This window comes from Pseudomonas paracarnis (assembly GCF_904063055.1).
Taxonomy (GTDB): domain Bacteria; phylum Pseudomonadota; class Gammaproteobacteria; order Pseudomonadales; family Pseudomonadaceae; genus Aquipseudomonas; species Aquipseudomonas paracarnis.
This window is the reverse complement of record NZ_CAJFCN010000003.1, coordinates 266,724-285,536: the sequence shown is the minus strand read 5'-3', so window position 1 is coordinate 285,536 and position 18,813 is coordinate 266,724. Positions and strand designations below refer to the sequence as shown.

Here is an 18,813-nt window from a genome sequence, read left to right as displayed (position 1 = left end):
CTCGTGGTTCCTGCCAAAGAATCGCGTTGAGATCTTTTTTTTTGGTGAATTCGCAGATTCTGGAGAAGCTCATCTAGTCTTGGTGCATCGACTGTCCGGTTTACTCGAGATAGAAAAGTTTTCATTTGAACATCAACATCAAAATCGTCATGATTATTTTGACTATCAATCAAACACACTATCGGTGCGGCTCTTCCGAGCGAATCACTTTCGGATGTTATTATCTGCGCTACGAAATAATTTTTAAGATGGAATATTTTCCATCCATCTCCAGAGGCTGCTAGTTTCCCGTCTGCAGTCACATGGGATATCTTCGACAAGGTTTTCTGCCTCTGTTCTGAGACCGAAATTATCTCGCTGTTTTCGTTGAGCATAGTGTCGCTAGACCTATTGTCGAGCGCCTGTGCGTAAAACGCTAGAGCTTTCATATAGACCCCATTACCTGGATTAAATGCTGAACTGTCGACTTCATTCTGGAGTCGACATCAAATGATCCGAGGATTACTTTTGGTCGTGTATTTAGCTTAGAAAGCCCGGCCTCAAGCTGCACCCTTATGAAGTTATCTCTAAAGTCTCCCTTGACGGCAGAACTGGCAGTAAGATAGCCATCAATTTTATCCATGTGAGTGACTATCACTATAAGAATCGGTGCCTTCTTGCCGCTATCCTTCAGCGCTTTATGCCACACTTCAGCAAGCCCTAGGTCTCGCTGGACGCGACTAACATCAATAGAAGAGGCTTTGATTAGGTACAGGGCGTAGTCAGCTGTGTTGTATAGCCTATGCCAATCCTCTTTAGCATCTGCGCCACCAGGGACGTCAAGCGTTGCTTTGAGTTCGAATTTTAAATCTTGCAAAGAAAGTCGATTGGACGCAACTCTCTCAGTCGAAACTGTTTGGGCATTCACTGTATTGAGGGTGCCAGTGCTCAGAAAATGTAGCAAAGTGCTTTTTCCTGCACCCCTAGCTCCAAGCACGGCGATTCGCTTCCCCGCAATCTTGATTACGATCTTGTCCCAAGCGTCAGTTATAATTGTGAAAGGCGAGAGAATTGCTTCAATGACGTCGTCGAACATGCTCATGAGAGATTCCAATCCGTGGTGCTTAAGCAGTTTTCGGCTACCTAGCCAGATACTTTAATTGTTGGTGCAGTCTGTCTGTAGATTTGACCCGCCGCTGTTGCTGTCAGTTGGGGCTGAAGGCAGAGGGGCGCCAAAAACTAAAGAAGCAAACATACAAGTAGGCCCGATGATACCATTCTTAGTGGATGCATTCTGCTCTTGTCAACGCAGTAAAGCACGGTCGAGTCAAAGCACTCTGTGAGGACGGTTGCGCGCTCACGTTGAAAACGTCATAACGAGCGCCCCGAATCCTGGGCAAACTGTGAACCCACAGCCTTGGGATGAATGTCCGCAATGGGGCGTTAGCAGCCATTCGCGACTGACCGTTAATGACCATTGCGAAAGAGCTGCTCTTGCTCATTTTCGAGGCTGGCAAGAACGCTGTGGGAGCGGGTTTACCCGCGAAGCAGGAACGGAAAAACGGCTGCAAATTACGTACGAACACTCGGGTTTTGATGCAAGGCCTGTAACGCTCGGGCCTTATCTACGGATTCATATACCTCGCGGTCACGGAGGTATGCAATGCCATAAATCGCATCGTTTTCTTCGGCTGAAAATGTTCGGCTAGGGCTAAAACCCAAGGCTTCATAAACGTGGAAGCGCGGAGCGTCAAAAGTAGTCAGATCTAGTAAGTAGTCGGGATGCGCTGCCCCTGATCCTGCAACATCAGCCGCCCACGTTTGTAGCTCCAGCGTACTGATCGCGTTGCTCAGATAGCATTTCACTACGTAGGCAATGGTCGTAGGGTTTTCCCGCGTAAGCCCAGTCATGATCATCCTCTCCTGTGCGCTTCATGCCCATTCATTATCAGGATGGATAGGGGAGGGCTGAAGTTCATTCGGCCGTACCACGTCGACAACAGCTCGCGGATTACGCTCGACATCCCGTTGCTTGAAGCACTACTCAGGCTACCTGTTGGGGAACTTAAGGAACGTATCGACGAGGCGGTCGTTTCCTTCCTCAGAGCCAATACCGATGCGCCATCCATAGATGAACGATCCGAACTGATCCTGATGCGGGTCGCTATAGACACACTGCTTGACGTTCCGCATGACAAAGCTGCCTTCCGCAGGGCCATCAACGAACACTTCGACGAGCTACCGAACCAGCCCATCTGGCATAAAGGGAGCCAGGACGAACAGTGGTGGTGCAAGCACTGGGACAAGCACGTAAATCGCCCGCTCGACGCCTGGGTTCACGATTTCTGTGCCGCTCGTAACGCCGCAGCTCATGGCCTCGCAAATGGTGAGAAGGGAAGCATCTGGCCTCGCCATAACCATCTCATTTTCTCCGCCTGGTTGCTGCCGCTGATCGTCAAAAAGCTACTTTCCCAAGTCGGGCTTTACGCGTTCACCGCCGAAGATAAGGTCGCCAGGGCGGGCTTTGAGGTCTTTCTGGCGCACGATCTGCTGGCCTTCACCGACAAGGATGAGAACAAGGTTTGGTGGCAAACAGCCGAGTCTGAGCTTTATCTGCCTCTGTTTGCTGAGCAATTGCAGCGAGCATGCGAATGACAAAACCATGGTGTTGTGGGCTTGAGTCAATGCGTGCTGATACGCAGTGGGATAAGGGGAGGGAATCCGGGAGAGAAGTGAAGATCTAGCTTGAAACCGCCCTCGACCCGGTGTGTAAACCAATTTTTTGATGTGTAAATCACCCCGCTTTACACGTCAAAAAACTGGTTTACACATTTCCTGAGACGCCAGCCTCAGGCCACCGTAACCACATGCCGGGATCGTAGTAATAGGCACGCCTGAAACTGACACCAGGCTCGCCTATAAGGGGGAGACAGTGAGCGGATGGCGATGGTGTAGTCTAGGATCAGACCGCAGAAGGAGCGTACTCATGAGCACTTTGCCCCCCGATCAACAGGCCCGTTATTTAGAAGTGCTCGACGCAGCGAAGCGTTTGTATAGCGGCGATATCGACGCAGCCATGCACTGGATGTCACGTCCGGTAAAAGCATTTGGCGGCAAAGCTCCTGCCGCTATGGTCACGACCAGGCTGGAGACGGACATGGCTATCGAGTTAATCAGGCGCTTGGATCACGGGTTTGTCGCCTGATTGTCAGCGAACAGCGCTCTAGAGGCGTGTCAGATGTCGAGCCTGATTCGGCTCAGGGCTGCCAAGCCAGCCACACCCTGATGATGTAAACCTCCATATGCCCATCGGGCGAATTGGCCGTGCGCCTCCTGAGTCGCCCTGGGTGAGGTTAGTTCCTTCTCGATCTATGCTGAGTGCGGGGCGTCTAGGCGTCTCTCAGCAACTTTTCTAACGTGACCTGCTCCCTAGTGCTCAACAGCTCCACAGGGTCGGTACTGTACGACTGCAGCGAGTCGAAAACGTAAGCACGTCCCTCGGGGCTTTAGCAGTCTGTCGCAGTAATCGAGGGTGTCGCAATCGTTGTAGAACGTGAACACCCAGCCGTCGGCCTCGACAGTCATCAAGCCACAGCAGATCTCAGCCCACGACTGCTGGCCAATGCGGCGCATGGTGCGAACCCCTTGGGCAATGTCTCGCAGGATTTGATAGGCCTCGCGGGCTGTTAGTGTTTTTGCTGCCAAACGAAAAGCTCCTGTGCGTATTGATGCTTTCGGCCTGTTCGCGACCGGCTTGGGCCGACAGCATCGTAAATGAACCTTGACGTCTTGCGCGGGCTACGCCGCCATCAATTTGTGCCGCACTGATACTCGCAGCGGCTATACGCCCACGCGAGTATGCCGAATTATCACGATCCGGCAGCAACCGGATGAATCGTCTAGCATCAATGGCTTTTTCATGGCATATAGCTAGCGCATCCAGGGAGGGATAGCATCGGTCAGGTTGACGCTCAGCGACCCTCTCCCTGCCACTGAATCAGGTGAGGGTAGCGCTGTGTACCTTTCGGCTTTGAAAATCGAAAACTTCCGCCAGTTCGGCCAAGGCGGTCATGCGTTGAACATCCAGTTCAACGAAGGCGTGACAGCCCTCGTAGGTGAAAACGACGCGGGCAAAACGGCAGTCATCGATGCGATTCGCTACGTTCTGCAGACACGTGATGCTGAGTATCTCAGGCTACAGATCGAGGACTTTCACATCGCCAACGATGGCACCCAGGCGGAAGCCATCACCCTCAGGTGTACGCTGGAAGGACTGAGCCCCGCGGAACTCGGCGCTTTCGCTGAGTATGTGACCTACAAGGGTGGCGTTGGGAGGCTATACGTTCACTGGTCGGCTCGCCGCATCGTTGCCTCCGCCTCCACCCGTAAATGGGTCGACATCTCGGTTCGCTCGGGTGAAAACGGAGAAGGCCCGTCGTTGGACGTGGGTGTACGGCAACTACTGGCCACCGCGTACCTGAAACCGCTACGCGACGCAGAACGAGAGATGTCGCCGGGTAGAAACTCCCGCCTGTCTCAGGTACTCAGTAGTTTCCCGAACATTGACGCCGGCAGCGCCTTTGATCCTGCAGCGCTTCCAGCTGACCTTGCTGACGCTGAGGCCCTCAGCATTGCAGGCATGGGCGACTATCTTCGCCACCTGGTGAACAGCCACGGCGCCATCGTCTCCGCGCAGAAAGAAATCAACGACACCTACCTGCGTCCGCTCTCCCTTGCTGGTCAGCCACTGACAAGTCGCATTGGTTTCGGGGAGGCGGGAACGGATCCCGCCAAACTCAAACAGATCCTAGAGCGTTTGGAGCTGGGGCTGTTGGATCACGCCACAGGTGAAGCCCGCGGCGTTTATGGGCTGGGCTCGAACAACGTGCTGTTCATGGCCTGTGAGCTACTGTTGCTCGGCAAAGAGCCCGACGGACTTCCGTTGCTCCTCATCGAAGAGCCAGAAGCGCACCTACATCCTCAGCGCCAACTCCAATTGATGGAGTTTCTTGAGGCTGCGGCTCAGCCAGCTACAGGTTTGAGGCCGGTTCAAGTCATATTGACCACGCACAGCCCCAACCTAAGCTCCAAAATTCCGTTGCAGAACTTGGTTCTGATGCAGCGGCAGCAAGCGTTCTCCCTTGCGGAAGAACAAACCTGCCTTGCTCCTGACGACTATCGCTTCCTCAGCCGCTTCCTGGACGTTACCAAAGCGGGTCTGTTCTTCGCGAAGGGGCTACTGGTCGTAGAAGGTGATGCCGAGGCCATTCTGCTGCCGTCACTCGCTCGGCGACTTGGCAAAGATCTCACCAAGCATGGTGTATCGATTATCAACGTGGGCGGCGTCGGCCTGCGCCGGTATTCGAAAATCCTGCAGCGGAAAGACACTTCTAAGGGGGAGATATCGGTGCCTACCGCCTGCATTACAGACATGGACGTGATGCCGGACTGTGCACCCGAGATTTTGAGCCTGAAGGGAGTAAAAGGGGCTGTATGGCCAGACAAATCCGATCGACGCTGGCGCGCGATGAAAGACTTCGGTGCCACTGCGCCTGACCTTGAAAAAGGCCTCAAGGAGCACCGCGACAAGCGAGCAGAAAGTGACGGGCAATGCGTGCGCACATACGTTGCAGATCACTGGACGCTTGAGTACGACCTAGCGTTCAAGGGTCTTTCGCAGGAAGTCCACCATGCCGCATACCTTGCCATCAATGAGGAAAAGATCGACGAAGGCAAGGAGACCAAGATCACGCTGCTGAAGAAGGCGCGGACAGCTTTCGACAAGATCCAGACCACCTATACCACCGAGGATGCTCGGTGTTCCGCGATCTACAAACTGTTCAAAAGAGCTTCTAAAGCGATCGCAGCCCAGCACCTGATCGATTTGATCGACCAGCGGTTTGAAAACAAAACCCTGGACGCCACGACGCTGCGTGGGCTGCTGCCCACTTATGTTGTCCACGCGATCGAGTACGCAACCGGAGGTGCCGCACTGACCACAACCTCTAGCCCAGCTCACAACCTCGTGGTGCCGGCAGCACCGGCAGGCTCAGCTGATCCGCTGGATGAGGTCGCCGAATGAAGCTTAGCCAACTGGTCGCCCCCATCACTGATGCCGATGTGGATTGGGTCATCAAGCTTATGGGGCTGGAAACGCTGGACGAGCCTCGTCGTGATTTCTTGAAGTCCATGGATACCATCGATGTAGCGGCTTGCCCGGGAAGCGGCAAGACGACGCTGGTCGTGGCGAAATTGGCCATCCTGGCTCGTCACTGGAAGAGCCGTATGCAGGGTATCTGCGTGCTTTCACACACCAACGCGGCCAGGGAAGAGATCGAGAAACGCCTCGGCGGTACGGAAGTAGGTCAACGGCTGCTGCGCTTCCCTCACTATATCGACACTATCCATGGTTTCACCGGACGATTCTTGGCTTCGCCATGGCTGCGCTCGAAAGGGATTGCACTGCTGGCCATTGACGATGACCTCACGCACAAGGCACGCCGAAGAAAGCTGACGGATAGCGAGCACTTCGGTGCAAAGACGGCCTTTGAGATGAAGCACAAAAGCCTCCACAGCCTGCGAGTCCGGTCTGCCGATTTCGATCATCCACTCGGGGATGAAAATATCGGCTTTGCACCGCACACCGCCACCTACAAAAGTGTGGTGAAATCGCTGGGTGGCGCTGCCAAGGCAGGTTACTTCTGCTTCGATGAAGTGTTCGTGCTGGGCCACGCCTTACTCGACCAAGAACCAGGCGTGTGCGGCGCATTGCGTCTGCGCTTCCCGTGCGTGTTGATCGATGAGATGCAGGACACCCAACCTGACCAGGCGGGCATACTGCAACGCGTCTTTCCTCACGATGATCCAGATGTTCGGGTCATCCGCGTCGGCGACCCAAACCAGGAAATCTTCGACAGGAAGACACCACTATCAGATCCGTTCCCTGACCCAAAACGTCAGTTGGAGATCGCCAGCAGCTTCCGCTTTGATCAGGCCATTGCATCGATTGCCAACACGTTTGCCTATGTCCCGATAACGGATGGCTTGAAAGGGCTGCGGACTGAAGGGGAACCCAGCACCATCCCGCACACGATCATCGTCTTTCCGGACGAGGATGCAACCGGAGTGCTGGACGAATTCGGCAAGCTGGTGCTGAAACATCTGCCGGAAGATATCCGCGAAAAAGGTGTGTTCGCCGTCGGCGCCGTGCATCGGCTTGAGAACTTCAAACCCAACCAGTACCCGAAAGCCTTGGAGCATTATTGGCCATCCTATCGGTCTGACACGACTAAGACGTCGTTTAAGCCCCGCACGTTCGCCGAGGGCGCACATATAGCACGCCGCTATGCGATGAAGGAGCCCACGGCCAACTCGGCCGTTGAGCTACTGGCCTCGTGTCTGATCAACCTCGGTGAGCTGGCTTTCCCTCGCAGCCTTGTTCAGATCCGAGGTCGGCACCAAGCCGCTGTGCATGAGAAATTCATGATTAAGCACGAAGCCTTCGCTCAATACCGCGATTGTCTCCAGCAGATGCTGTTTGTGCCGTCCGAAATCACGCAGCAGGATTGGGTCAAGGTCATCGCACCGAAACTCATGGTACTGGCTGCCGCGCTCTATGATTCTGAGGGTGTGGCAGCTGAACTCCTGGGGCGCCAATACCTTGCTTATGAGCCCGCTCCCGTTGCCACCGAAGCCGGAGAAACAGGGGGTTCCCTTGTAAACACCTACAGGTTCCAGGATGTCTCTGCCGGCGTCGACATCCGGATGTCATCCATTCACTCGGAAAAGGGTAAGACACACGCCGCGACGATAATCCTGGAGACCTTCAGGGGCAGTCACTTCATCCAGAAACTCATGCCATGTCTTGAGGGAAAAAAAGCAGCTACCAAGAGGCCCCAGGAAACAGCGAAGAAAGACATGATGCTGATGTACGTCGGGATGACCCGTCCGTCGCACATGTTGTGCTTGGCCATACGGCAGAGTTCATTGGGGGAGGGCGCTACTGGTGTAAAGCGCAGGGTTGCGCTTGAGAAAGCTGGCTGGTCAATTCTGGAGCTTGCAGCGTCAGCACCTGCCCCTTAGTCACCGACCGCCACTATGCAGACATTAAAGCCCGATGCTTTGCCATGAATGACCAACAGCAAGGACGCAGCAATAATGAAACCCGAGATGTCAGAATTTTCCTACGGCTTCGCCTTCACCAACGAGCTGATCACAGCGCCTAGCACTCATGTAGTGGCTGCCCCTGAGTTTCCTTCACTGCAGAAGGAGGGAAAACCGGGTGGCGGCTACGACGTGAAGATTCCTTTCGGATCGCCACTGTTTCTGCAGTTCAAGCTGAGCCATCGCTTGGAGCGCACAAACTGCAAGGAATATACGCTGATGGGGGGCGCCTACTACCGTTGGCACCTCCATGCGTTACGGCATTCCGCGCAGCATGATTTGCTACTGGAGCTCGAAAGCACGGGCAGTGAAGTCTACTACGTGGCCCCTGCGTTCCATCTAAGCGCCGAGCTCAATACGCATTACCTGTCGAAGCAAATCGTCGACAACTCTTTCGGGTTCCGCCCCAATGATATCGGCGTGCTGCCTGACGATGATGAGCACTACGTTGTGTTCAATAGCCATCCTGTGGCCTACCTGTGTTCGGATGACCCATCGCGAGTCAAAACCCACATGATGAGTGATCTTCTAGGTACCTCCCGGGATCAACGAGCCACCCGGGATCTGGATGAGAGCGGGATTCGCCAACTTGGCCAACTGATCGTCGACGCGCTCCGTAAAAGCAGAAGCCGGCGCCTGATCGGGCACAAGTCGGTCAACCCAGATGAGGTCGCGCGGGCAATCGATGCCCAGCCTACGCTTCGCACGCTTGCATTTATTTCGCGCACAGTCTTGGACTCCGAGCTGCTCATCGTCAGAAATGAGCCAACGGCCAAGCGCATACTTCGCAAGCGAGGGTAGGTGGGGAATGCGTCGATTAGGCCCTGGACTCAAGCTGCGGTCTTGAAGGGCTCACCGCGACCGAGCAAATGTTGAGTGCTGGGAGAGCCTTGTACGCATTCTGTCAGGCAACCCACTGCCTACGATCAGAAGCTGAAAACTAAGATTTACCTTATTTTTTGCGGTTTTGTCACAGTTGACTAGAGAATCTAAGCTATGGCTTAGTTTTTCCCGGCTGCACCAAAGCGTTGGCTCTAGTGCGGGGGGAGCATCCACCGCTTGGGTGGCCTGCCTAGTGTTGAATGTGATCATGCGTGCAGGCTTTCCGTGACTGGTATCCGATCATTTTCGAGCCGGGGGGGGGGCACCTGGACTGAGCACTTCCCCGGTCATGAGCTTGCTCGACCGAGGCTTGAGCGCTCAGGAGAGTAGGGGGCTCGTATTTTCCAAAGTGCCTTGTCAGTGGCAGATGACTGGGCAAACGATCTAGCGTGCGGCGCCTTCAAGCCCCGGCTATCCAACTCTCCATCTTCCCTTCAAACCCATCCGCGCAAAACTCCAGATTTGGCCAATAGTTCTGGTACACCTCATAGTCTAGCGCCGCTGCGATTCCGCGGTTCTCGGTGCTCAAAACGCTCCATGCTCGATACATCCGTTGCTGCCAGTCTGTCTCTGTCACTAACCGGTGCGATGTGTTCCATGACCAACCGTCCTTCATAAGCGTTGTCACAAAGAATTCCGCAGCCGCATCCGCACAGCTGGCGTCGTGGGCAATCATTCTGTCCAGGATCGAATAGGAAATACCAATCGCCTGGAAGATCGATACCACTTGGCTGTCCAGCTTGTCGCTACATTGGGGAGCTTTCGAGGCACCAGTTTGCTGCGGGATGAAGGCGAATACGGTGGCGATTGGGGAGATCATAGGGGCTGCCTTTATTGTTGTTGTTTAATTTCATGATGCCCATGGAGCAAGCTTCGTCGCAACACGGCGCATGATGTCTGCCCGGGCACTCATGAATCGAAGCCATGAGGCAAGCGGAGTGCGCAACCACAAGGATGTAAGCCCGGAGTGCCAAGACCCAGACGCAGTCGGGGCTTGGTTCACAACAGCCGTGCCCAGCCCTCAGGAGCTCCTGCGTCTGGCTTCACCGCGATACGTGATCGCGAACAAAGCGCTCCACGTGCATGCTTGCCCTAGTCACGAGTGGAGGTTGTTAGGGACTTGGTGACCGGAATAGTGATGGAGTACAAATGTACTCAAAAGGACTTATGAAGACTCATTACATTCACCTCGCTCCGTATATCTCTCCTGTGCAGCTTGTGAGCCGTCGGTGGTGTCTCTGATGTATTAGCTCAAGCAATCCCGCGCTAGCTGATACCAGCGCCGGCAGCTGGTGCAGATGCTGATGGAGGCGCGCAGAGCCGTCAAAGAAGCGAGGGCAACAAATCATGCAGACCAGATGCGCACCGCTCGATCAGAAGTAGATCAGGCGAAATGGGCACTAGGGAGAGGGGCCCGGTATGGTGGAGCGACGGCAGTCCAGACTACAACCGCCACAAGGCTATTAACACGCCCTATGCTGAGTGGTACCGCTCACTGTCCGAGCCGTAGCGATCATGCGCGCAGGACACAGATTTTGCGCCGACCTTCAACCAGACATTGATCTAGTACCAGCTTCCTAAAACCGGTGCCTTGGGCGAGTCGCTACAATAGTGCGGCGCTTTTGTCGTTTTAGGGACTACCAAGGGCTGGGTAGGCAGCAGATGTGGTGAGGTGCCTAGGACAGCGAAATGCTCTGTGCGCAACCAACTGCTGTACCTTAATGACGCCGGGGAGGGCAGTCAGAACAGCTGCCCATTACCAAGAGGGGCGGCATGCGAGCAAGATCACTGGCATTACTTGCTACTGCGCAAAACAGTCCATACCCATTGGCTTTTTAGTTAATATATTTGTTTAAACGTTGAAATGGGTTTGAGCGCAAAATACCAGCCTGCACCAGCTGGATGTAGCAAGCATTGCACCATCTCACGATCATGCCGGCGCGAGGCACATTGTTAGCTTTGCCCGGCCGAAGCTTAAGAAACGGCCGCCACAATATGCTTGATCGGGAATATATCCTCGTGCTGATCCACTGCGCTGGAGGATTCAAGCAGAATAGATAGAACGATTTAGCATCTGACGCATCTAGATCTGCCGGGCTCTTACCAGCTACCAGGATCGACCAAAGAGTAAGCTTTTCAAACGCGCGAAGATTCAGATAGTTCGGCTCCCCCCGAACAAACAAACAAAACAGTGACGCTCCAGCCGAGCAAATCTCCTTACTGCTAGCTGGATTAAAGGAGGTTAAAAAGTGAGTTATTACTTTTTCAGGCAATTGCGCCGTGACTCCTTCTTTTACAAGGTATAAAGGGACTGCAGTAGCAGAGGTGTCATGGTTAATGTTATTAGACTCTTGGTGGAGCCGTTCAATAGTAGAAAAAGCCTCCTGTTTATTAGCGACTTTATTTCTGTATTTTTTGCTTCTATCAAAACTACTCAGGAGTTGACCTTCCGGCTTACGACACCGTGCGCAACCCTCATTAAAAGCTCTTAAGAGTTTCGTGGGAAGCAAACCATTTACGTCAATTTTTGGAAGATAAGCTGTCGGGTAATTTTTTGCTCGCCGATGAAACAATGGTTGCATTTCATCAGGTGTAGGGTAGGGCAGCAGTTGGGAAATCTGTCTCCAGCGCAAAAAATATTCCATATAATGTTCAGGGACTCTTCCGGAAATAGATCCGTTACCTGTGTTGACTTTGAATCTTCCATTGGTTTTGTCCGAAAAATCAAAGCAATCGAAAGTTAAATAGTTAAGGCAATCCCTCAAGGGTACTTTAAGATAAAACGAGGTGGCGAACATAAACAAGCCGAGCTCTAGTCCTTTCTTTCCGTTCGTGATTTCTTTTAACGCATCAAGGTATTCGCAGCACAACGGCTCTGCATCAGTGCAACTGCATGTATTCACATGAGGAGTTTCGGGTCTACTAGCAGGACAAATGACAAGGCCGATGGCTTCAGAGTTAAAACTAAAAAATCGGTTAATAACCCACCTGACCCCATGCTCGCATAAGGGAGAGTGAAATGGACGCCATTCTGGGTTGGCTTTTAGAAGGCCAAATTCTTTTACGAATCTATCGTTGCTCTTTGATATCCATGACTCAGGAGGGGTATTGCAGAAGCTCAAAAAATCTTGCACATCGCTATTATTTAGTTCCGCCAGGGGCTTCGTTTTAACAATGAAGCTCCAAAGCAAAAACTTTTCTAAAACTGATTGATCCCAGCGCGCCTGAGCGGGCTGAGCCCTGGTGGCCAGCGCATAATCAGTCATCAACGCATAGCTTTCCTGAGCACGTAAAGCCGACGGAAGACTTTGGAGGTAAATACGCACCAGCTCTTTTTCTGCACAAGACCGTTCGCTGGAGCCCTCGGCATGCGAGTCAGGCTGCGTCAGCAGTCCATGAAACATCAGAACCATATATGCATCCAAATGTAGGCCGGCCATTGCGAACGGCTAACAGCCTTGAGCCTTAGAGATCTCAGCATCTGAATCTATACAGCAGGTGCTATGAAAGCAAACATCTGGGCGGCGTCAGCCGTGCAGACGAATTTTTGTCCGATTAACTTTCGTCAATCGCCCAGAGTACAGGAGCAGCTTTAATATTTGCGCGAGAATAAGTTCATTGAGAACAAGGATTTGCGCTGGGGCCAGTATGGCTGAGTTCCATTTTCCAATTTACTTTCGTCACGCGGCACACCAAGGAGAGATTTGGTCGCAGGCGGTGGGCACCAAAAATCAGGGGCTACAGAGCGGTTTTTTCCAATTTAGTACTGACAGAAAAGGCGTAGCCGGGTTGAGATAGTACGTCAGTTGTGCAACCTAACTGGTTGGCGTGGAATGCTTTCCGATTAAGTCGTCCACGTTTCCGATAAATCAGTGGGGGTCACAGTCGAATCAGTGACTTACGTAGCTCATGAACCTATAAGGCATAACACTTCATTTAACATAATATACATTATGCGAACCGTCCTATGCGGAGCTGGGGAGCTCTGGAGGCTACATTTCACCTGGTGATCAGCGCTCAGGTGTTGCTACTAGCAACACAGGTTCAGAACGATGAATCCTGGGCTTGGCCATCTGCCTCGATACGAATCTTGGCGCGTGCAACAACGGCCATAGCCTCGGCAATGAAAGCTGCATCACCGGTGTCGTGTGCATCAGCCAAAAATACAGCTACGGCCTCTGAATCAACCAGCGAGTCTGCTGGGTCATAATCATAAATTGCCTCTGTCATCTGACCACCTGGAGAAAATAATAAACCCGAAACCTAAGGCTAAAAATACGCTGGAAAGTAAAATGCCAGGATGCAGCTGATGGCACTGGCGATTTGATCATACCGCTGACTGACGATCTCCTGTCGGCCATCAAGTTGGCCTGCGGCGACACACTCGATCTGGAAGTAAAACCTAACGGCACGATAATCCTGACGGCAGTTCGTGCGTAGGATCAATTCAACCATCCACACGCTTGATGGTTGCAGCCCATAAACGACGTGACTTGTTACCGACTACACGTGATTTCACTGGGTGCTAATTTCAAATCCTTGAGAGATAGCGTTCAAATTTGGAAGATAACGAGCAAGGATGAGCTACCCCGAGTTCATCTGCTGAGCTACCCTCCTCCTTTTTAATAGCGTTTGTGCATAACTAAACTAAATGACTATTTAGTTGAGTTATAAGCTGTTGCCCCAGATCAAAGCCTAAACCGATCCACCGACTGCGAAAGCTTCCCCGCCAAACTCGACAATTCATCCGTCGTCGACGCCGTCTCGCCAATCACCCGACTGTTACTTTCCGACATCCCCGCAATTCTCTCCACCTGATGAGCGATCTCATTACTGGCCAGGCTCTGCTCACTAATCGTGCGTGAAATATCGTTGACCAATTCAGTGGTACTCAGCGTAGCCTGGAGGATCTCGCGAATGGCGCGCTCCACCTCGGCAGTCACCGCCATGCCCTTGTCCACTTGGGCAACGCCCTCCTCCATGCTGATCACCGCTTCACGGGTGTTCTGCTGGATACTCCCGACCATGCTGGCTATTTCCTGGGTGGAGGCGCTGGTGCGTCCGGCCAGGCTGCGCACTTCGTCGGCCACGACCGCAAAGCCGCGCCCTTGTTCACCGGCGCGGGCGGCTTCGATGGCGGCGTTCAGGGCCAGCAGGTTGGTCTGGTCGGCAATCCCCTTGATCACCTGGATAATGCTGTAGATCGCCTCGGACTCCTTGTCCAGCGTGCGGATCACTTGGGCTGACTGTTGGGCAGAACGGGCGATGCCATCCATGTCGCTGACCACCTGGTGGATAACCCGGCCGCCGTCCTTGGCCAGGGTTTCAGCCTGGCTGGCCATGTCCAGGGCACGTTGGGCGTGACGGGTGATTTCTTCGATGCTGGCGGTCATTTCGCTCGCGGCGGCGGCCATGGTGCTGGCGGCGACGCTTTGTTGCTGGCTGCTGCCTGCCACTTCATGGCAACCCTGGCTGAGGCGCTCGCTCATGCCATTGACGCCATGGGCGTTGCTGCGAACCACTTCGATCATGCCGCGCAAATCCCGCTGCATCGTCGCCAGGCTGCGAATCAGTGCACTGGCTTCGTCCTGGTTCTTGGGTTCGGCAATCGGCTCGCTCAGGTTGCCATGGGCAATGCTCTGGGCAATACGGCTGGCGGTGCGCAACGGCCCCATGATGCTCAGGGTCACCCAACGTCCTTGCGCAAGCAGCAATAGCAGGCTCGCCCCCAATACGATAATCAAGGTCCAGTTAGCGTTACTGATGGTTTGCCGGGTACCGGTGCTGGTGAGTTGGGTATTGTTTTCGATCAGTTCGCTCAACGCCGCCATTTGTTCTTCCAACTGGCTGAACGCGGCATTGAAGGTCTGCAGTTCGCCTCGTGCGGCCTCTGGATTCTCCAGGGCCAGCGCGACGATGCGCTCGCCGGCACTGATGTAGGTGTCCAGGCTGGGTTTGATTTTTTCCAGGCTGGCCTTGATCGAGGCGTCCAACGGCAGCTTGAGATTGTCCGCCAGCACCTCGCGAAAGTGCTCGGCATGCTCCTTGATCGAGCTGTTGACCTCGGCCGCCGTACTGGTGCTTTTGCCCAGCCCGACCAACATCGCCGACAGTACATCCGCACGCAGGGCGTCGTGCATCATGTCGGCTTCCATGTGGTTGCGCAGTACCGTCATGCTGACGTCGTTGTCCTGTACCGCATCGGCCATCCGCGTATTGCCCAGGTAGCCAGCCAGGCTCATGATCAGAGCGGTGAGCAACCCGGTCGCAATCAACAGCACCAAGCGTAATTTGATCGTCATAGTGGTACCCCGTGCCAGGACCGCCGGTTGGGAGCCCAACCGTTTCAGTGTCGTTGCTAGCTGTATCGGCAGCTGTTGCTTGTTAGTGAAGCCTAAGTTTGCGGATCTGCGCGGTTCCCTTAAGCTGACCGTCCGTTGCTCTACCTGGATCTGCCAAATGCCTCAACGTATCGCCCGCCTCGCCCTGTTGCTGGGCTTGATCACCGCCGTCGGCCCGTTTGCCATCGACATCTACCTGCCGGCGCTGCCGACCCTGGGCGCCAGCCTCCAGGCCTCGCCGGCGGCCGTGCAGATGAGTTTGACGGTGTTCTTCATGATTATCGGCGTGTGCCAGTTGTTCTACGGCCCACTCAGCGACGTGTTCGGGCGTAAACCTCCGATTTATGCAGGTTTGGTGATCTTTGCCATTGGCAGCGTCGGCTGCGCACTGGCCCCGACTATCGAAGTGCTGATCGGCTTTCGAGCCATACAAGCGTTCGGTGCCTGTGCGGGCATGGTGATCCCACGGGCGATTGTCCGTGACCTGTATACCGGCCATGAAGCGGCGCGTCTGATGGCTTTGTTGATGCTGGTGATGAGTGTTTCGCCGATCCTCGCGCCGCTGGCCGGTAGCCTGGTGATTTCGATCTGGAGCTGGCGCGAAGTGTTTGCCGTGTTGGCGGTGGTGGCCGTGCTGTGTCTGGTGATGACCGCCGTACAACTGCCAGAAACCCACCCGGCCGAGCGCCGCCTGGGCAAGACACTGGGCCAGGCGTTCGGCAGTTATGGCGCCCTCCTCCGCGACCCGGTCTTTACGGGTTTGTCGGTGGTGTGCGGGTTTGGCCTGGCCACCTTTTTCGTGTTCATCGGCAGCGCGCCCTTCGTGTACATCGAATTTTTTGGCCTGACACCGACCCAGTTCAGCCTGTGCTTTGCGTTCAACGCGGCTTCGTTTTTTGCCATGAGCCAATTGACCGCCCGCCTCAGCGCCCGCTTTGGCCTGGCGCCGTTGATTCGCTGGTCGGTGGTGGGCGTGGCGGCGGTCATGAGCTTGCTGGCGGCTACTACACTGTGGGGTGACAGCCTGGGCTTGATGATGGGGCTGTTGTTTATCGGTTTTGGCTTTCTTGGCCTGCTATTGCCGGCGGCCGGGGTACTGTCGCTGGAGGATCATGGTGCGGTGGCGGGTTCTGCGTCTGCACTGCTGGGCGCGATCCAGATGGTCACGGCGGCTGTGGCGATGACCTTGGTGGGGATCTTTGCCGACCATACACCGGCGCCGATGTTGATCGGCATTGCGCTGTGTGCGCTTGCCGCGATGCTGACCACCTTGTGGACGTTGCGGCGCTTGCCGGCTCACCTGGTTCCAAGCGTCCCGCCTTCCTCCTGAGCAGAGGAGCAGGCAGATTCAACATTCTGGTTGCCTGTGAGGCCCTCTTCGCAGGCAAGCCAGCTCCCACATTTGAATCGTGGTGTATCCACAAGCCTACAAATCAAATCGATCCACCGCCCGCCGCCGCTCATTGTCGTCACGCACGTCATAGCTGGCGGTGGTCTGGATATTGGTGTGATGCGCCAGTTTCTGCGCAATCGACAAATCATGCTCCTCGATCACCCGCGTGATAAACGAACGACGGAAATCATGGGGCATGATCTTGACCCCCACTTGATCGCCGCGCTGGCGCGCGATGTAGTAAATCGCATGCTTGGTGATGCGTTCCCGGGTGATATGGCTGCCTCGCCGGATACGGTTGAACAAGAAGCTGTCGTCCTGCTCGCCTTCCTTGAGGTGCTCGCGGCGGAACGCCAGCCAGGCCTGCAGCTTGGCAAACGCCCAGTCCGGCGCGTACTTGACCAGCTCTTTGTTGCCCTTGCCGATCACGCGCAAGCTGCGCTCGTCAAAGTTGATCTGTGCCAGGTCCAGGTTCACCGACTCCGACTTGCGCATGCCCGAGCCATATAACAGACCGATCACTGCGGCATCCCGCAGGCCCTGAGGCCGAGGGTCGGCGGCGCAGACGTCGAGCATCTCGCGGATCAAGGTGCGGCGCAGATTGCGGCCCTGGCCCAGGCGCGTACCGGGCGTGGCCTTGACCGAGCGCATCTTCAACAGGTGGTCCTGGCTGATCAAGCTCATGCGCCACGCTTCATTCATGACCCCGCGCACCGCATTCACATACAGCGACGAAGTGTTCGGCGCTAAGCCGTCCTCGCGCAAGGCAGCCACCAGTGCGATGACGTGTTCGGGCTGCAGCAGGTGCCAGTCAATCTCTTCGAGGTTGAGATCTTCGAAACCCAGGCGGTCGGCGGCATCCTGCAGCACGTAGCGCATGGTCAACTGGCTGGAAGGCGCCAGGCGGGTGAGGTAAAGGGTCAGCGGGTTGCGAATGGACTCGGTCAAGGTAGATCAGCCTTTGGATTAAATACATCGACCAACTATTTGATTAGTCGATGTATTTAGTGGGTTGGCGAAGGCCGAGTCTAACCCAGGAGCGGCCCTGGCACAAAATCACGGGGCTGTATCGTCGTCCTCACTGGCTGCCTGGGGCTGGGCCTGGGACTGGCTCCAGTCGGCGTCCTGTTGCTGCATCAGCGCGAACCACTGCTGGCGCATAAAAGCGAGGTAACTGTCCGGCGCTTTGGCAAAGTCCTTCTCGTCGCCATAGCAGCCTGGCAGGGGCAGTTCGGTGCCCTGCTCCTTGTACTGGCTCACCAACGCTTGCTGCGCTACGACGCTGCAGTCAGTAGGCAGTGGCATACCGCGCAAGGCGCCCGCGTCCTCATCCCACCAACTTGCGCCCACGCGGTCGAGGCCACGCAGACGATACTTCTCGGACTTGCCGGCATGCATGATCAGCTTGAATTCGTTGGGGCTGACATCACTGGTGCAGGCCCGCGAATAACCGACTGTAGCCTGGGTATTGCCGTCGCCCAGCAGGTCGGTGACCTTGGTGGCAGCCCGGTCAAAGCGCAGCCCGGCGTCGAATTCGCAGTGCTGTACATCGTCGTACAGCATCCACACGCGCTTGGGGCGCTCGCCTCCCAGCACGTATTGCGCCGCGTAGACAAAGGCCGACTGGGTACCATCGTCATCGCGCTCACCGACTTGCTCGGCGAGTACCAGCAGGTTTTTGCCTTGGCGGTCATCCCAGGTATAGGCGGCGACCTGCTTGCCGCGCACTTCCACCCCGTCCGGCACCTGGTCCAGTGGGGTCAGCGCGACGCCCTGATCAGCCCGCACGCTGGTGACACAGGCCACCGTCATCAACAATCCCATCAGCGCTGGCCGCAACTGGCCGCGTAAAAGCTGCACGCTATTCATCCGAGTACCCTGGCAAGAGAGGGCTTACTTTACCGGCACTTGAGCGCCAATGCAGAGAAGATTGTTGAAGGGCAAACATTGGGCTGATCGCCTCGCTCAGATTGAACCAAGCGTCTTGCACGAAGCTCCGATATCGCCCTGTGAGGCCTACATGTAACGCCTTGATTACTTAGCTGAACCCTAGCT

At 55.0% G+C, this 18,813-nt stretch carries 14 protein-coding genes and 3 pseudogenes; 7 read left to right on the top strand and 10 right to left on the bottom strand.

The genetic code is table 11. The features are described 5' to 3' along the window. Positions 1–424: 424 nt before the first annotated feature. Positions 425–1,081 carry an ADP-ribosylation factor-like protein gene (locus tag JMV15_RS08510; RefSeq protein WP_069868485.1) on the bottom strand — a complete coding sequence of 219 codons (657 nt, stop codon included), beginning with the start codon at positions 1,079–1,081 and terminating at the stop codon, positions 425–427. A 470-nt stretch (positions 1,082–1,551) separates the two neighbouring features. Next, on the bottom strand, positions 1,552–1,890 hold the full coding sequence (locus JMV15_RS08505) for a hypothetical protein (RefSeq protein WP_147283338.1): 339 nt from the start codon (positions 1,888–1,890) through the stop codon (positions 1,552–1,554). Positions 1,891–2,007: 117 nt separating this feature from the next. Here JMV15_RS08505 and JMV15_RS08500 point away from each other — a divergent pair, with 117 nt between their 5' ends. Together JMV15_RS08500 and JMV15_RS08495 are read left to right on the top strand one after the other, a co-directional pair. Further along, positions 2,008–2,634 carry a hypothetical protein gene (locus JMV15_RS08500; protein WP_231125709.1) on the top strand — a complete coding sequence of 209 codons (627 nt, stop codon included), beginning with the start codon at positions 2,008–2,010 and terminating at the stop codon, positions 2,632–2,634. Between the two features lie 331 nt (positions 2,635–2,965). Continuing rightward, complete coding sequence (locus tag JMV15_RS08495; RefSeq protein ID WP_008373002.1) at positions 2,966–3,184, top strand: antitoxin Xre/MbcA/ParS toxin-binding domain-containing protein; 219 nt, start codon at positions 2,966–2,968, stop codon at positions 3,182–3,184. A gap of 184 nt (positions 3,185–3,368) precedes the next feature. Here the strand turns inward: JMV15_RS08495 and JMV15_RS28285 are convergent. Next, positions 3,369–3,684 (bottom strand): annotated as a pseudogene (locus JMV15_RS28285) (DUF7693 family protein). 310 nt (positions 3,685–3,994) lie between these two features. Here JMV15_RS28285 and JMV15_RS08490 point away from each other — a divergent pair. The 3 genes from JMV15_RS08490 (at position 3,995) to JMV15_RS08480 (ending at position 8,943) form a co-directional block, all read left to right on the top strand. Beyond that, positions 3,995–6,061 carry an ATP-dependent nuclease gene (locus JMV15_RS08490; protein WP_053256019.1) on the top strand — a complete coding sequence of 689 codons (2,067 nt, stop codon included), beginning with the start codon at positions 3,995–3,997 and terminating at the stop codon, positions 6,059–6,061. Further along, positions 6,058–8,061, top strand: a complete 2,004-nt coding sequence (locus JMV15_RS08485) for a UvrD-helicase domain-containing protein (RefSeq protein ID WP_053256018.1) — start codon at positions 6,058–6,060, stop codon at positions 8,059–8,061. Before JMV15_RS08490 ends, JMV15_RS08485 begins: the two co-directional genes overlap by 4 nt. Positions 8,062–8,136: 75 nt before the next feature. Further along, the gene (locus JMV15_RS08480) at positions 8,137–8,943 is read left to right on the top strand and encodes a hypothetical protein (protein WP_008372988.1); all 807 of its coding nucleotides are present in this window, start codon (positions 8,137–8,139) and stop codon (positions 8,941–8,943) included. Positions 8,944–9,424: 481 nt separating this feature from the next. Here the strand turns inward: JMV15_RS08480 and JMV15_RS08475 are convergent, their stop codons facing one another. Next, positions 9,425–9,844, bottom strand: a complete 420-nt coding sequence (locus JMV15_RS08475) for a hypothetical protein (RefSeq protein ID WP_069868489.1) — start codon at positions 9,842–9,844, stop codon at positions 9,425–9,427. A gap of 425 nt (positions 9,845–10,269) precedes the next feature. On the opposite strand from JMV15_RS08475, the pseudogene JMV15_RS28280 reads away from it, so the two are divergent. Further along, a pseudogene (locus JMV15_RS28280) lies at positions 10,270–10,534 on the top strand (hypothetical protein). A gap of 325 nt (positions 10,535–10,859) precedes the next feature. On the opposite strand, the gene JMV15_RS08470 reads toward JMV15_RS28280, so the two are convergent. The 4 genes and pseudogenes from JMV15_RS08470 to JMV15_RS28665 form a co-directional block, all read right to left on the bottom strand. Beyond that, positions 10,860–12,437, bottom strand: a complete 1,578-nt coding sequence (locus JMV15_RS08470; RefSeq protein WP_155766216.1) for a hypothetical protein — start codon at positions 12,435–12,437, stop codon at positions 10,860–10,862. 631 nt (positions 12,438–13,068) lie between these two features. Further along, positions 13,069–13,254, bottom strand: a complete 186-nt coding sequence (locus JMV15_RS08465; protein WP_019817047.1) for a helix-turn-helix domain-containing protein — start codon at positions 13,252–13,254, stop codon at positions 13,069–13,071. A gap of 458 nt (positions 13,255–13,712) precedes the next feature. Beyond that, entirely contained in the window at positions 13,713–14,438 is a 726-nt protein-coding gene (locus JMV15_RS28670) for a methyl-accepting chemotaxis protein (RefSeq protein ID WP_370712708.1), read from the bottom strand. Between the two features lie 132 nt (positions 14,439–14,570). Then, positions 14,571–15,326: pseudogene (locus tag JMV15_RS28665) on the bottom strand (MCP four helix bundle domain-containing protein); the annotation flags it as partial. A gap of 157 nt (positions 15,327–15,483) precedes the next feature. On the opposite strand from JMV15_RS28665, the gene JMV15_RS08455 reads away from it, so the two are divergent. Next, positions 15,484–16,695, top strand: a complete 1,212-nt coding sequence (locus tag JMV15_RS08455; protein ID WP_038450148.1) for a multidrug effflux MFS transporter — start codon at positions 15,484–15,486, stop codon at positions 16,693–16,695. Between the two features lie 96 nt (positions 16,696–16,791). Here JMV15_RS08455 and JMV15_RS08450 read toward each other — a convergent pair whose 3' ends face one another. Both JMV15_RS08450 and JMV15_RS08445 read right to left on the bottom strand, forming a co-directional pair. Further along, positions 16,792–17,706 carry a site-specific integrase gene (locus tag JMV15_RS08450; protein WP_019817050.1) on the bottom strand — a complete coding sequence of 305 codons (915 nt, stop codon included), beginning with the start codon at positions 17,704–17,706 and terminating at the stop codon, positions 16,792–16,794. A gap of 108 nt (positions 17,707–17,814) precedes the next feature. After that, a complete protein-coding gene (locus JMV15_RS08445; protein ID WP_032902545.1) occupies positions 17,815–18,627 on the bottom strand; it encodes a M949_RS01915 family surface polysaccharide biosynthesis protein in 813 nt (270 codons plus the stop codon). Between the last annotated feature and the right edge of the window lie 186 nt (positions 18,628–18,813).

Coding starts and splice junctions, on each gene's coding strand:
- JMV15_RS08510 (WP_069868485.1), bottom strand. CDS start 1,081: ATGAGCATGTTCGACGACGTCATTGAAGCAATTCTCTCGCCTTTCACA.
- JMV15_RS08505 (WP_147283338.1), bottom strand. CDS start 1,890: ATGACTGGGCTTACGCGGGAAAACCCTACGACCATTGCCTACGTAGTG.
- JMV15_RS08495 (WP_008373002.1), top strand. CDS start 2,966: ATGAGCACTTTGCCCCCCGATCAACAGGCCCGTTATTTAGAAGTGCTC.
- JMV15_RS08485 (WP_053256018.1), top strand. CDS start 6,058: ATGAAGCTTAGCCAACTGGTCGCCCCCATCACTGATGCCGATGTGGAT.
- JMV15_RS08480 (WP_008372988.1), top strand. CDS start 8,137: ATGAAACCCGAGATGTCAGAATTTTCCTACGGCTTCGCCTTCACCAAC.
- JMV15_RS08475 (WP_069868489.1), bottom strand. CDS start 9,844: ATGATCTCCCCAATCGCCACCGTATTCGCCTTCATCCCGCAGCAAACT.
- JMV15_RS08470 (WP_155766216.1), bottom strand. CDS start 12,437: ATGGTTCTGATGTTTCATGGACTGCTGACGCAGCCTGACTCGCATGCC.
- JMV15_RS08465 (WP_019817047.1), bottom strand. CDS start 13,254: ATGACAGAGGCAATTTATGATTATGACCCAGCAGACTCGCTGGTTGAT.
- JMV15_RS28670 (WP_370712708.1), bottom strand. CDS start 14,438: ATGGCCGCCGCCGCGAGCGAAATGACCGCCAGCATCGAAGAAATCACC.
- JMV15_RS08455 (WP_038450148.1), top strand. CDS start 15,484: ATGCCTCAACGTATCGCCCGCCTCGCCCTGTTGCTGGGCTTGATCACC.
- JMV15_RS08445 (WP_032902545.1), bottom strand. CDS start 18,627: ATGAATAGCGTGCAGCTTTTACGCGGCCAGTTGCGGCCAGCGCTGATG.